The following is a 13,251-nucleotide window of genomic DNA, read 5'->3' on the forward strand; positions in this document are numbered from 1 at the left end:
AAACATTAGGAGGGAAAACCATGCAAGTTCGCGATTTAGGGGTTTTAGGTGCGGTTATTTTAATCGTAGCGATGCTCATCATCCCTCTACCAACGTGGTTACTAAGTTTCTTAATTATTATTAATATTACATTAGCATTATTAGTGCTATTAACATCGATGAATATGAAAGAAGCATTAGACTTCTCGATTTTCCCAACCGTGATCTTACTATTGACATTATTTCGACTTGCTTTATCCGTTTCAACGACACGTGCGATTTTAGCACAAGGAGATGCGGGAGATGTTGTACATACATTTGGTAGTTTCGTAACGGGTGGTAATATTTTAGTCGGTCTTGTGATCTTCTTATTATTAGTTATTATCCAGTTTATCGTTATTACAAAAGGTTCTGAGCGTGTCGCTGAAGTTGCAGCACGTTTCACATTAGATGCGATGCCTGGTAAACAAATGAGTATTGATGCCGATTTAAATGCCGGTATGATCTCGGAAAAAGAAGCGCGTGAACGCCGTGATAAAGTAGCGGGTGAGGCTGACTTTTATGGTGCCATGGACGGTGCGACGAAATTCGTAAAAGGGGATGCCATTGCATCTATTATTATGGTATTTATCAACTTACTTGTTGGGATGATTATTGGTATTGTGCAAATGGAGATGAGTTTTGGCGATGCAGCAAACCACTTTTCAATATTAACAGTTGGTGACGGTCTCGTATCACAAATTCCGGCGCTGTTAATCTCCACTGCTACAGGTATTGTTGTAACGCGTGCAGCTTCGGATGGAAATTTAGGTGTCGATATTACAAAGCAATTATTTGCACAGTCAAAGCTACTTTATGTAGCAGGCGCCACAATTTTATTATTAGGGATGTTCACCCCTATTCCGGCTTGGATTACATTGCCAATTGCTGCAGCGCTTGCAATCGGTGCGTTCTTAATGGACCGTGAGAAAGAAGAAGATCCGGAAGAAATATTGGAAATGGAACAAGAGGTTGCAGCCGATACGATGAAAAGCCCTGAAAATGTTGTGAATTTATTAAGTGTTGACCCGATTGAATTTGAATTTGGTTACGGTCTCATTCCGTTAGTAGATGCAGCGCAGGGCGGTGACTTACTTGACCGCGTTGTCATGATTCGTCGACAACTTGCGCTAGAATTAGGGATTGTTATTCCTGTTGTACGTATTCGTGACAATATTCAACTACAGCCGAATGAATATCGTATTAAAATTAAAGGAAATGAAATGGCAAGAGGCGAATTATTACTTGACCACTATTTAGCCATGAGCCCTGGCGACGATAATTCTATTGATGGGATTGATACGATTGAGCCTTCATTTGGGTTGCCGGCAAAGTGGATTACAGAGCAAGTAAAAGAAGATGCTGAAATGTTTGGTTATACGGTAGTAGATCCACCAAGTGTTGTTTCCACACATTTAACCGAGATGATTCGTGGAAACGCGCATGAATTGCTAGGTCGACAAGAAACGAAACAGCTCATCGATCATTTACGAGAAACACATGCTATTTTAGTGGATGAATTAACACCTACACCGCTGTCAATTGGTGAAATTCAAAAAGTGCTAGCAAAACTACTGCGTGAAAATGTATCGATTCGAAATTTACCAATTATTTTTGAAACGCTTGCAGACTATGCAAAGCTAACAAGTGATACAGATATTTTGACAGAATATGTGCGTCAAGCATTAGCCCGTCAAATTACGTCGCAGTTTGTCGGTGTGCAACCTGCGTTAAAAGTCATTACAGTGTCTGGCAAGGTCGAGAAAATGGTTGCAGATAGCATTCAACAAACGGATCATGGCAATTATTTAGCGATGGATCCGCAAGAATCTCAATTCGTGTTAGAAGCCATTGCAAAAGAAGTAGAGCGTGTGTCCTTTATGGAGCAATCACCATTAATTTTATGCTCACCAGGTGTACGAATGTATTTGAGACAACTGACAGAACGTTATTTCCCGCAAGTTCCAATTTTATCGTACAATGAGTTAGATGCAGCCGTTGAAATTCAAAGTGTCGGGGTGGTAAACGTAGAATGAAAATGAAAAAATACAATGCGCCTTCTATTGCTGAGGCAATGAAACTTATTCGTGCTGATTTAGGAGAAGACGCAGTCATTTTAAATTCAAAAGTAGTTGTCACAAAGAAGTTTTTAGGCTTAGTGAAGAAAAGAAGTTTTGAAGTAGTAGCAGGGGTAGATCGAGTGGAGAAAAAATCACTTGTTCCACCGCTACCTGAGCTACCTTCAATTTCAGCTACAGTTCAACAAGAAGAGGTTATACGAGTAGCTCCTAATGAACAACGAAAAGATGAGTCATTCGTTAATGAGGAATTAAAGAAAGAAATTGCAGATTTAAAGTCCATTATGCAATCTGTACAACGACAATCGATTCAATCTCAATACCCAGATGAACTCTTACCTTTCATTGATTATTTGAAAAGTCAAGAGCTAAGCATAGAGCTCATCACAGCTATCGGTGATGAGCTCTTTAAGCATTTTAAAAATAGCGATCATGCAATTTCTTTTCATGAGATGCGAGAGTTTGTAGAGAATTACTTACGTCAACAGCTGTTACATGTTGAAATTGGTGGATTAACATATGACAAAAAATATATTAATGTGCTAGGACCGACTGGTGTAGGGAAAACAACAACCATTGCAAAAATGGCAGCTCGGTCCGTATTAGAAAAAAAGAAAAAGATTGGTTTTATTACAACGGATACATATCGTATCGCTGCTATTGAGCAATTAAAAATATATGCGGGTTTATTACAGGCACCAGTGGAAATTGTATATAGCCGTGAAGATTATAAAAATGCAATCAAAAAATTGGATTATCTTGATTTAATCTTTATTGATACAGCTGGGCGAAATTATAAAGAAGCAAAGTATGTGAACGATTTACAAACATTAATTGATTTTAGCGATCGATCAGAGTCCTTTTTAGTTGTGTCCTTAACGGCTAAAGAGCGTGATGTTGAAGCCATTGTGGAGCAGTTTGAACAAATACCAATTAATAAATTTATTTTTACAAAGATGGATGAAACAAATTCTATTGGCACTATGTTCAATTTAATGATTAAATATAAAAAGGGACTTGCTTACTATACGAATGGTCAAGAAGTACCGGAAGATATTGAGCAACCAGACCTAGAAAAATTATTTGAACTGTTCTTTCAAGGAGAATTTGAATGAGGGATCAAGCTGAGAAATTAAGATTGAAAATGCTTGAGAGTGAAGGTGCTTTAGGGCGATCCATCGCGGTTGTAAGTGGTAAAGGGGGCGTAGGAAAAAGTAATTTTTCCATGAACTTCGCCACATTACTTGCAAAAGAAGGAAAAAAAGTAGTCATTGTAGATATGGATATCGGTATGGGGAATATTCACATTTTAATTGGAAAAAGTGTACAATTGAATTTGAAGGACTACCTTGAAGGTGATGTATCGATTGAAAAAGTGCTATTTGAAGGACCGAATAATCTACAGTATATTTCAGGCGGTTCAGGAATGTCCTCTATATTAGAATGGTCAGAAGATATGTTTAACCGATTAGTTGAAGCCTTTGAGTACCTTCAAAAATCTTTTGATTATATTTTATTTGATATGGGTGCAGGCGCTACGAGTTGGTCACTAGATTTATTAACATCAATTGATGAAGTTATTGTCATTTCAACGGCTGAACCAACAGCGATTATGGATGCCTATTCCATGATGAAGTATATTCATATAAAAGATAGTCAAAAGCAATTTTATATTTTATGTAACCGATCTTTTACACGAGAAGAAGGGCGAGATACGCTAAATCGCTTGTCTGGTGCAATGCAAAAGTTTCTTTCAAAAGAAGTAACGGCTCTCGGGTCTTTACCAGAGGACCCGGTCGTTCGAAAAGCAGTAAGAGAGCAAATTCCTTTTACGCTAGCTTATCCAGATGCACCGATTTCGAAAACAATGAAATTGATTGTTAGTAAATTTATGCATCATCGTGTGGAAGAGGTACATGGACAACCAGAATCGAACAAATTTTTATCCAAGCTAAAAAGCATATTTTCGAAAGGACGTGATTAATTGGACTTCTCAAACAAAAGCAAGCTATTAGTTGTTGATGACTCTGCTTTTATGAGAAAGCTAATTAGCGACTTTTTTGTCGGAAATCCGAAAGTAGAAGTTGTCGGGACAGCTCGTAACGGGAAAGATGCTATAAAAAAAATTCAACAATTACAGCCAAATGTCGTAACAATGGATGTTGAAATGCCTGAGATGAATGGTCTAGATGCATTAAAAGAAATTATGACAATTTGTCCCGTCCCAGTTGTTATGCTTTCTAGTACAACAGACCGCGGAACAGAAAACACATTAATTGCTATGGAAAATGGTGCTGTTGATTTTGTTACCAAACCAAGTGGTACAATATCTCTTGATTTACATAAAATCCAAGTCGATTTGGTGCGCAAAGTAGAGCAAGCAGCACAAGTATCAGTCGCTAATTTAAAAAAAGCAATTGGTACAAAGCGCATAGAAAAAATGAAAATACACGAAACAATGCAAACTCCAGTATCAATGGGAACAAAGAAGCCGCTATTTAGTAAGCAATCGACATTAACTAAAATGGTTACTTGGCCGGCAAAGCCAGAATGGAGTAAAACATCAAAAAAAGTAGTGCTAATTGGTACATCAACGGGTGGTCCGCGTGCGCTACAAGAAGTCATTACAAAAATTCCAGCCAATATTCAAGCACCTATTTTGATTGTTCAGCATATGCCTGCGGGCTTTACAAAGTCGTTAGCGAATCGACTGAATCAACTAAGCCAAATTCAAGTAAAAGAGGCTGAACAAGGAGATATTCTGCAAAATGGGGTAGCCTATATTGCACCTGGAGGCTATCACCTAAAAATACGTAAAGTAGGGATGGCATTTGGTATCGTTCTCGATCAAACCGAACCGCCACGCTCTGGTCATCGCCCATCTGTAGACGTAATGTTTGAAGATGTAAGTAAATATAGCGATTTTGATAAGATTGCTGTCATTATGACTGGTATGGGGCATGATGGTTCAAAAGGCTTAGTCGCATTAAAGCAAACTGGTAACGTCATCGCTATTGCAGAGTCAGCTGATACATGTATCGTATATGGCATGCCAAAAGCTGCGGTGGAAACGCAGCTTGTAGATGAAATAGTCGATGTTGATGATATTGCACAAAGTATTATGAAATATATGCTTTAAAGGGGTGTCCTCTGATGGAAGTAAACCAATATTTAGAGATGTTTATAGATGAAAGTAAAGAACATTTACAAGCTTGTAGTGAACATTTACTAGAACTTGAAAAAAATCCAGAAGATTTGGCTATTGTAGGTGAAATTTTCCGTTCTGCTCACACATTAAAAGGTATGTCTGCAACAATGGGCTTTGAAGATTTAGCAGATTTAACACATAAGATGGAAAATGTCCTAGACGCCATTCGGAATGAAAAAATCAAAGTCACGCCAGAAATTTTAGACGTTGTATTTGAATCGGTCGATCACCTAGAAGAAATGGTACAAGACATTGCTAGCGGTGGAGACGGAAAGCGTGATGTTCAAGCAACGGTAGAAATGTTAAAACGGATTGAATTAGGTGAACAGCCAAATGAAGTAGCCATGATTTCTACAGCTTTAAATGAGCAAGCGGCAACAACTAGTACAGCGCAGTTAAATTTAACATACGATGATTTTGAAAAAACCATTTTACAACAATCCGTAGAGCAAGGGTTTAATACGTATGAAATTGCCGTGTCGTTACGAGAAGATTGTTTATTAAAAGCAGCACGTGTGTTTATGGTGTTTGAGATTTTAGAGAAAAACGGTGATGTCATTAAATCTTCACCAACCGTAGATAAATTAGAAGAAGAACAGTTTGATAGCTTGTTCTATGTTGCTTATATTACAAAAGAAGCAGCAGAAGATTTACAAAAGAAACTACTGAAAGTGTCAGAAGTAGAAACGGTAGAAGTAACATCAATTGATAGATCTTTATTTAAAGAAGTAAAGGGCGAGGAAATTCCTCAAGAACAAGTGCAGGAAGTGGCTGCAACACAAGTAGTAACGCAGCCCGTAGAAGAAAAATCTACTGAGAAAAAGTCAGCTGCGACGAATAATAAATCACATGCACCAACGACAAGTAAAACGATTCGTGTCAACATTGAACGTTTAGACGTATTAATGAATCTATTTGAAGAGTTAGTTATTGATCGCGGACGTTTATTATCCATTGCTTCAGAAGTCAATCACGGTGAATTAAGTGAAACAGTAGAACGTATGAGTCGTACGATGGGTGATTTACAGAACATCATTCTTACGATGCGTATGGTTCCAGTAGAAACGGTATTCAATCGTTTCCCGAAAATGGTGCGTCAATTATCACGTGATTTAAACAAGAAGATCAATCTTGAAATTATTGGTGCTGAAACAGAACTGGACCGTACTGTAATTGACGAGATTGGTGATCCACTTGTTCATTTAATTCGCAACTCGCTTGATCATGGAATTGAAAGTCCAGAAGTACGTCGCCAAAAAGGAAAGCCAGAAGAAGGAACTGTACAGCTTCGAGCATACCATAGTGGAAACTATGTGTTTATTGAAATTGAAGACGATGGCGCAGGAATCAACCGTGAAAAAGTATTGGCAAAAGCAATTTCAAAGGGCGTTGTGTCACCAGAAGTAGCAAGCTCTTTATCGGACAAGCAAATTAATGAGTTAATTTTAGCATCAGGCTTCTCAACAGCAGATGTCATTTCTGATGTATCGGGTCGCGGTGTTGGGCTTGATGTTGTAAAAACAACAATTGAATCTTTAGGTGGGAATATTTCAATTGAATCTACACCCAATGTAGGGTCTGTATTCTCGGTGCAGCTACCGTTAACATTATCGATTATTTCAGTCATGTTAGTTGAAATTGAAAAAGAAATTTATGCAATTCCACTATCATCTATTATTGAAACGTCGATTATCCGTAACTCGGATATTTTAAATGCGCACAATCAAAAGGTGATAGATTTCCGCGGGAAAGTAGTGCCGTTAGTGTTCTTAGAAGAAGTATTCGAAGTACCGCGTAAAGAGTCACAAGAAGATGAGTTCCATTCCGTAGTTATCGTTCGTAAAGGCGAGAAATTAGCTGGTTTAGTTGTAGATTCATTCATCGGTCAACAAGAAATTGTACTGAAATCATTAGGAAACTACTTAACAAATATCTTTGCGATTTCAGGTGCAACAATTTTAGGTAATGGTAAAGTAGCGTTAATCGTAGACTGTAATGCGCTAATGTAAATAGGATGAATAAAGAGGTGTAAAATATGACAAATGCTGTTGAGCAAGCTTACATTAAAGTAATTGTCTTTCAATTAGCAGATAAAGAATACGCAATTCCTGTATCGTATGTGCGTGGTATTGAAAAATTAATGCATATTACACGCGTCCCAAAAACACCACGTTATGTCAAAGGCGTAATTAATCTTCGTGGGGTTGTTACACCGATTATTGATTTGCGTGAACGTTTTGGGTTACTAGCTTCTGAAAATGAAGAAAACGTACGTATCATTATTATTCAACTAGAAGATATGGAAGTTGGCTTTGTAGTAGATTCTGCTAATGACGTGTTAGATATTCAATCTTCTACAATTGAGCAACAACCAGAAGTAGTCGGTTCTTCAGAAGAAGAATTTATTTCAGGTGTTGCAAAGTTAGATAAACGATTATTAATTTTACTGCACTTAGATAAAGTACTAAATCCATTATCATAAATAATCAACATTCTAAGGATGCTCATGTCTAGCTGGCATGGGCATCGATAGAATGGACTAAAGTAGGGATGTATATGAACTTTGATCAAAAAATTACTTCATTACATTTAGATGTGTTAAAAGAAATAGGTAATATAGGTGCAGCGCATGCGGCAACGGCTTTATCAGATTTACTAAATAAAAAGATTGATATGCATGTACCAAAAGTTGAAATGGTGTCGTTTAGCGATATGATGGAGCTCGTAGGTGGATCTGAAAATGTCATCGTGGGTATTTTTCTTCGGATTGAAGGGGATGTGGAAGGCAGTATGTTTTTTGTCTTACCCATCGAACAAGCAAACCGTTTTATTCGTGGACTGATTCACGATGAGACATTTGATTTTGCTAATCCGCCTGTACCAGAGCTAGGGTTATCGGCAATGCAAGAGATGGGAAATATTTTATCAGGTTCGTATTTATCTGCTTTATCAGATTTTACGGGATTGAAAATATATCCAACTGTACCAGGTTTAAGTGTTGATATGTTTGGTGCGATTATTAGTATCGGGTTAATTGAGCTATCCCATGTAAGTGACCACGTCATTGTGATCAATACGTCTATTATTGATGACGAATTGCAAGACAACGAATCTGTGCGAGGGCATTTCTTCCTGTTACCAAATCCCGATTCATTTCAGGCTATTTTTAAAGCACTTGGAGTGGCGTAACGATGTTAAATACAGGCCAGGTTATTAAAGTAGGAATTGCTCAAATGGATGTAGTAAAAACGCCTGATACGATTCGCACATCAGGATTAGGCTCGTGTGTAGGGGTTGTTTTGTATGATGAATCCAAAAAAATTGCAGGTTTAATTCATATCATGTTGCCAGATTCGAGTTTAGGTCGTTCAGATGCAATCAATATAGCGAAATTTGCCGATACAGGGATCGTTGCCCTCATTGATTTATTAAAAGCTGAAGGTGTGCAGCCGTTTAGGTTAAAAGCCAAAATTGCAGGTGGTGCACAGATGTTTCAATTCACATCGCATAAAGACTCCATGCGGATTGGACCACGTAATGTGGAAGCAGTGAAAGAACAGCTACGGAAAAATAGCATTCCGTTAGTAGCAGAAGACACAGGTGGTAATAGTGGACGGACGATTGAGTTTAACCCGATCACATGTAAGTTGAATATTCGCACAGTGAATCAAGGAGTGAGTGAAATATGATGTACGGCTCCATTTTATACAATTGCTGGGCGGCATTATTAGGGTTTACTGTGTATTTTTTCATTGCACTACAGGAGCCCTATGCACTACCAGTAAGTATACTAATTAGTTCCTTCATTGCTGCATTGATTGTGTTTGTCTGTACTTTTCTCGTGCGACTGTTTTTAGGGTATGTGTTATTTACACCGCAAGAGGTGGCGCTACAGGAAGCGAAAGAAGTGGATGCACAACAAAACATGACCGAAGACGTTCAAGTCCCTTTAAGGGAACAATCGTCAACGGTTGAATTTGAAGAAGACAATACAGAAGAAATTGCAAAAGTTGTACGCACAATGATGCATAAAGATGACCAATCAATGCTTGGACGTTTATAAACCATGAATACATTAGTGAAAGAGTCGAGAAATCGGCTCTTTTTTTAGTTGCTAGAGGATAGTCATCCGTCAATATACACATAGTTTTTAGCTGAAATTGTGTCTTTATATTGTCAAAAAAAGATTTTTTTGAGCTAATGGGACTAGATTTAGTGCTTAGGAAGCGTGTGTAAAATAACGCCAAATTTGATATAATGTCTAGTAGAAGTCTTGTTTTGTAGAGAGGTGGATACGAATGACGCAACCAAGTAATGATGAACAAAAACTTTGGAATAGCTGGATTAACAATCGAGATCCACAAGCAGGAGATTTACTCATCAAAAAGTATAAGCCTCTTGTTTCCTACCATGTACAGCGTATCGGTGCTGGATTACCGAAAAATGTATCACGGGATGATTTAGTGAGTCTCGGCATGATGGGACTATTTGATGCATTAAATAAATTTGATATAAATCGAGATTTAAAGTTTGATACATATGCTTCTTTCCGTGTGCGCGGCGCGATTATTGACGGACTTCGCAAAGAAGATTGGCTACCACGATCTGCACGAGAAAAGGCAAAAAAGTTAGAGACGCAGGTAGAATATTTAGAGCAAAAGCTTATGCGCCATGCGACACCTGAGGAATTAGCTGAACATATGAATTTATCTGTACAAGAAGTCTATCAAATCGTCCAGGAACATTTCTTTTCCAATGTACTATCGATTCATGAGCAACAGCAAGATAATGAGGAACTGGAAGGAAAAGCGTTTGTCATTCGGGATGATCATACGAGAACGCCAGAACAAGAAGTGATTCGTGCAGAGTTGTTAGCAGATTTAGCGGCAAATATTCAACACTTAAATGAAAAGGAAAAGCTTGTATTAAGCCTTTTTTATACGGAGGAAATGACATTAACAGAAATCGGTGAAATGCTCAATTTGTCGACCTCACGTATTTCTCAAATCCATTCGAAAGCATTATTTAAATTGCGTAAGCTTTTATCTGCTGAAATGATGAATGTCTAGGAGGGGTAGGCATGAGTTTAAAAGGGGTAGAATTACAAATTGCGATTCCCAAAACATTTGATGCAGGGAAAATGGTAGAGCAACATCAACAAAACACTATTAACCAACAAATACATGCAAACGAAGCATTAAAAAAAGAGCTTGATCGTAAGCAAACGACGGTTAATGAGACGGACAGTACAGATGCGATTACAGATGAGGAAGAGCGTCAAGGAGACGCGGAAAATCCATCTATGTTGGCAAAAAAGAAAAAGAAAGTACCAGAAGCACCTAAAGCGCAACACCCATTTAAGGGGAACTTTATAGATTTTAGTGGATAGGAGACATCATGGTTTCAATTATCTTAATTGTATTATTTATTGGTCAGCTTCTTAGCTTTTTCTTCATCGTGCTATTAAATAGCAAGTTGGCGAAATTTAAAGATTTAGAAGCGCGACAAGAGAAAATCATTCGTGAAATGGATGATGCAATCGGTGTGTACTTAATGGAAATGAAAGAAGAAAATGATCGTCTCATTCAGGAATTGAAGACGGTAAAGCAGGGACATACTGTAAAAGATGACATTGAGTATATGACGCAACAACCTCAAGAAAAAATGAAGCACATACAGGAAGCCGTAAAGGTAGATGGAATACCCCCTTTATTGACACCAGATGAGCAAATAAGCGAGCAAAAAGTACAGATGACACAACTAAAACAGGTGATTCCTCTTCCTTTTGCGACAAATGCTTATAATAAACAAAAAAAGCAACTACATAGTGAAGCAGTGCCTGTTACGACAAAGGCTAGTCAACAACAGGAAGTACCACCAGCAGTCGATCAAGCCCCAGTTGCCCACGTAACCTCCCTTGAGCAACAAATCGTCCAGATGTACGTAGCAGGGAAATCGATTGAAGAAATTGCAAAAGAAACACAAAAAGGAAAAACGGAGATTGAGCTATTAATTAAGTTTCATGCATAGCGCCTGTTAAAAACTATATGTAAAATAGTTGCACTTGACAGGGGTATATGATATATTATCTAACGGTGTTAACATTACACACGCATTTCGATGTAGTAAGTGGTGCTCATGTGCGCATGGGTTGCTTGTTATAGATGAAAAATGCGGAGGAAAAAAACCAAACATACTAGGAGGAAACACTCATGTCAGTAATTTCAATGAAACAATTACTTGAAGCTGGTGTACATTTCGGTCACCAAACTCGCCGTTGGAACCCAAAAATGAAGAAATATATCTTCGTTGAGCGTAACGGTATCTACATTATCGATTTACAAAAAACAGTTAAGAAATTAGAAGAAGCTTACGACTTCATGCGCCAAGTTGGCCAAGATGGTGGTAAAGTTCTTTTCGTTGGTACGAAAAAACAAGCTCAAGAAGCTATTAAAGAAGAAGCAGAACGTTCAGGTAACTACTACATCAACCAACGTTGGTTAGGTGGTACTTTAACAAACTTCGGTACAATTCAAAAACGTGTTGCACGTATGAAACAAATCGAAAAAATGGAAGAAGATGGAACTTTTGCAGTTCTTCCTAAAAAAGAAGTTATTCAACTTAAAAAAGAGCACGAGCGTTTAGTGAAATTCTTAGGTGGTATTCGTGACATGGCTGGTATTCCAGACGTAATGTTCGTAGTTGACCCACGTAAAGAGCGTATCGCTGTTGCTGAAGCTCGTAAATTAAACATCCCGATCGTTGGTATTGTTGATACAAACTGTGATCCAGATGAAATCGATTACGTAATCCCAGCAAACGATGATGCTATCCGTGCTGTTAAATTATTAACTGCGAAAATGGCTGATGCATTATTAGAAGCTAAACAAGGTGAATCAGACGCTCCAGCTGTAGAAGAAGTAGTAGCAGCTGAGTAATTTTACCCGTACACAAATGGTGATAAGTGGATGATCCCTCTTATCACCTTTTTTTAAGGTGTGAGATTTAGAGCACAATGCTCCTAAATATATGATTTTCAAAACTCAAGGAGGAAACTCAAATGGCAATTACTGCACAATTAGTAAAAGAACTACGCGAAAAAACTGGCGCAGGTATGATGGACTGTAAGAAAGCGTTAGTACAAACTGAGGGTAACTTAGAAGCTGCTATCGATTTCTTACGTGAAAAAGGCTTAGCTGCTGCTGGTAAGAAAGCGGATCGTATCGCTGCTGAAGGTACAACTTACATTTTAGAACAAGGTAACGAAGCGATTATTTTAGAAGTAAATGCTGAAACGGATTTCGTTGCGAAAAACGATAAATTCCAAGTTTTAGTTGCTTCTTTAGCTGAGCAATTATTAGCTGCTAAACCAGCATCTGTAGAAGCTGCTTTAGAATTAGAAAAAGACGGCGTAAAAATCGCTGATCAAATTTCTACAGCTATCGCGACAATCGGTGAAAAAATCACGCTTCGTCGTTTTGAAATCAAAACAAAAACAGATGCGGATGCTTTCGGTGCTTACTTACACATGGGCGGTAGAATCGGCGTATTAGTTCAATTAAACGGTACTACAGACACAGATGCTGCGAAAGACGTTGCAATGCACATCGCTGCAATCAACCCAACTTACGTATCTCGTGATGAAGTATCTGCTGAAGAAGTAGAGCGCGAGCGTAAAGTATTAACTGAGCAAGCTTTAAACGAAGGTAAGCCAGAAAACATCGTGGCGAAAATGGTTGAAGGTCGTCTTGGTAAATATTTCGAAGACGTTTGTTTACTTGACCAAACTTTCGTTAAAAACTCAGACCAAAAAGTACGTGACTTCGTAAAATCTACTGGTGGTACAGTAGATGGTTTCACTCGTTACGCAGTAGGTGAAGGTATCGAGAAACGTGAAGATAACTTCGCTGAAGAAGTAATGAGCCAAGTTAAAGGTAACTAATTTAA

14 protein-coding genes are annotated in these 13,251 nt (G+C 38.1%); all 14 read left to right on the top strand.

The window, feature by feature from the left end:
* Positions 1 to 20 precede the first annotated feature (20 nt).
* A complete protein-coding gene (gene flhA, locus AAGS61_RS01095) occupies positions 21 to 2,054 on the top strand; it encodes a flagellar biosynthesis protein FlhA (protein ID WP_391366434.1) in 2,034 nt (677 codons plus the stop codon).
* Positions 2,051 to 3,211 carry a flagellar biosynthesis protein FlhF gene (flhF, locus tag AAGS61_RS01100; RefSeq protein WP_391366435.1) on the top strand — a complete coding sequence of 387 codons (1,161 nt, stop codon included), beginning with the start codon at positions 2,051 to 2,053 and terminating at the stop codon, positions 3,209 to 3,211. The genes flhA and flhF overlap by 4 nt, the downstream gene beginning before the upstream one ends.
* On the top strand, positions 3,208 to 4,080 hold the full coding sequence (locus tag AAGS61_RS01105; RefSeq protein ID WP_391366436.1) for a MinD/ParA family protein: 873 nt from the start codon (positions 3,208 to 3,210) through the stop codon (positions 4,078 to 4,080). Before flhF ends, AAGS61_RS01105 begins: the two co-directional genes overlap by 4 nt.
* Complete coding sequence (locus AAGS61_RS01110; RefSeq protein ID WP_391366438.1) at positions 4,081 to 5,235, top strand: protein-glutamate methylesterase/protein-glutamine glutaminase; 1,155 nt, start codon at positions 4,081 to 4,083, stop codon at positions 5,233 to 5,235.
* Between the two features lie 14 nt (positions 5,236 to 5,249).
* Positions 5,250 to 7,313, top strand: coding sequence for a chemotaxis protein CheW (locus AAGS61_RS01115; protein WP_391366440.1), 2,064 nt, complete (start codon positions 5,250 to 5,252; stop codon positions 7,311 to 7,313).
* A 26-nt stretch (positions 7,314 to 7,339) separates the two neighbouring features.
* Complete coding sequence (locus AAGS61_RS01120) at positions 7,340 to 7,786, top strand: chemotaxis protein CheW (protein ID WP_391366442.1); 447 nt, start codon at positions 7,340 to 7,342, stop codon at positions 7,784 to 7,786.
* Between the two features lie 74 nt (positions 7,787 to 7,860).
* Complete coding sequence (locus tag AAGS61_RS01125; protein WP_391366444.1) at positions 7,861 to 8,493, top strand: chemotaxis protein CheC; 633 nt, start codon at positions 7,861 to 7,863, stop codon at positions 8,491 to 8,493.
* Between the two features lie 2 nt (positions 8,494 to 8,495).
* On the top strand, positions 8,496 to 8,993 hold the full coding sequence (locus AAGS61_RS01130; protein WP_391366445.1) for a chemotaxis protein CheD: 498 nt from the start codon (positions 8,496 to 8,498) through the stop codon (positions 8,991 to 8,993).
* The gene (locus tag AAGS61_RS01135; RefSeq protein WP_391366447.1) at positions 8,990 to 9,367 is read left to right on the top strand and encodes a hypothetical protein; all 378 of its coding nucleotides are present in this window, start codon (positions 8,990 to 8,992) and stop codon (positions 9,365 to 9,367) included. Before AAGS61_RS01130 ends, AAGS61_RS01135 begins: the two co-directional genes overlap by 4 nt.
* 235 nt (positions 9,368 to 9,602) lie before the next feature.
* Positions 9,603 to 10,373 carry a FliA/WhiG family RNA polymerase sigma factor gene (locus AAGS61_RS01140; RefSeq protein WP_391366448.1) on the top strand — a complete coding sequence of 257 codons (771 nt, stop codon included), beginning with the start codon at positions 9,603 to 9,605 and terminating at the stop codon, positions 10,371 to 10,373.
* An 11-nt stretch (positions 10,374 to 10,384) separates the two neighbouring features.
* Entirely contained in the window at positions 10,385 to 10,693 is a 309-nt protein-coding gene (locus AAGS61_RS01145; RefSeq protein WP_391366450.1) for an RNA polymerase subunit sigma, read from the top strand.
* Positions 10,694 to 10,701: 8 nt separating this feature from the next.
* Positions 10,702 to 11,334, top strand: a complete 633-nt coding sequence (locus tag AAGS61_RS01150) for a DUF6115 domain-containing protein (RefSeq protein ID WP_391366451.1) — start codon at positions 10,702 to 10,704, stop codon at positions 11,332 to 11,334.
* Positions 11,335 to 11,516: 182 nt separating this feature from the next.
* The gene (gene rpsB / locus AAGS61_RS01155) at positions 11,517 to 12,242 is read left to right on the top strand and encodes a 30S ribosomal protein S2 (protein WP_391366453.1); all 726 of its coding nucleotides are present in this window, start codon (positions 11,517 to 11,519) and stop codon (positions 12,240 to 12,242) included.
* 122 nt (positions 12,243 to 12,364) lie between these two features.
* Positions 12,365 to 13,246, top strand: coding sequence for a translation elongation factor Ts (gene tsf / locus AAGS61_RS01160; RefSeq protein WP_391366455.1), 882 nt, complete (start codon positions 12,365 to 12,367; stop codon positions 13,244 to 13,246).
* Positions 13,247 to 13,251 lie beyond the last annotated feature (5 nt).

It is taken from the genome of Lysinibacillus sp. KU-BSD001, assembly GCF_042920265.1.
Classification (GTDB): Bacteria; Bacillota; Bacilli; order Bacillales_A; family Planococcaceae; genus Lysinibacillus_B.

Bases quoted from the DNA above. Each gene is read 5' to 3' on its own strand.
- flhA (WP_391366434.1), top strand. From the start codon at position 21: ATGCAAGTTCGCGATTTAGGGGTTTTAGGTGCGGTTATTTTAATCGTA.
- flhF (WP_391366435.1), top strand. From the start codon at position 2,051: ATGAAAATGAAAAAATACAATGCGCCTTCTATTGCTGAGGCAATGAAA.
- AAGS61_RS01105 (WP_391366436.1), top strand. From the start codon at position 3,208: ATGAGGGATCAAGCTGAGAAATTAAGATTGAAAATGCTTGAGAGTGAA.
- AAGS61_RS01115 (WP_391366440.1), top strand. From the start codon at position 5,250: ATGGAAGTAAACCAATATTTAGAGATGTTTATAGATGAAAGTAAAGAA.
- AAGS61_RS01120 (WP_391366442.1), top strand. From the start codon at position 7,340: ATGACAAATGCTGTTGAGCAAGCTTACATTAAAGTAATTGTCTTTCAA.
- AAGS61_RS01125 (WP_391366444.1), top strand. From the start codon at position 7,861: ATGAACTTTGATCAAAAAATTACTTCATTACATTTAGATGTGTTAAAA.
- AAGS61_RS01130 (WP_391366445.1), top strand. From the start codon at position 8,496: ATGTTAAATACAGGCCAGGTTATTAAAGTAGGAATTGCTCAAATGGAT.
- AAGS61_RS01135 (WP_391366447.1), top strand. From the start codon at position 8,990: ATGATGTACGGCTCCATTTTATACAATTGCTGGGCGGCATTATTAGGG.
- AAGS61_RS01140 (WP_391366448.1), top strand. From the start codon at position 9,603: ATGACGCAACCAAGTAATGATGAACAAAAACTTTGGAATAGCTGGATT.
- AAGS61_RS01145 (WP_391366450.1), top strand. From the start codon at position 10,385: ATGAGTTTAAAAGGGGTAGAATTACAAATTGCGATTCCCAAAACATTT.
- AAGS61_RS01150 (WP_391366451.1), top strand. From the start codon at position 10,702: ATGGTTTCAATTATCTTAATTGTATTATTTATTGGTCAGCTTCTTAGC.
- rpsB (WP_391366453.1), top strand. From the start codon at position 11,517: ATGTCAGTAATTTCAATGAAACAATTACTTGAAGCTGGTGTACATTTC.
- tsf (WP_391366455.1), top strand. From the start codon at position 12,365: ATGGCAATTACTGCACAATTAGTAAAAGAACTACGCGAAAAAACTGGC.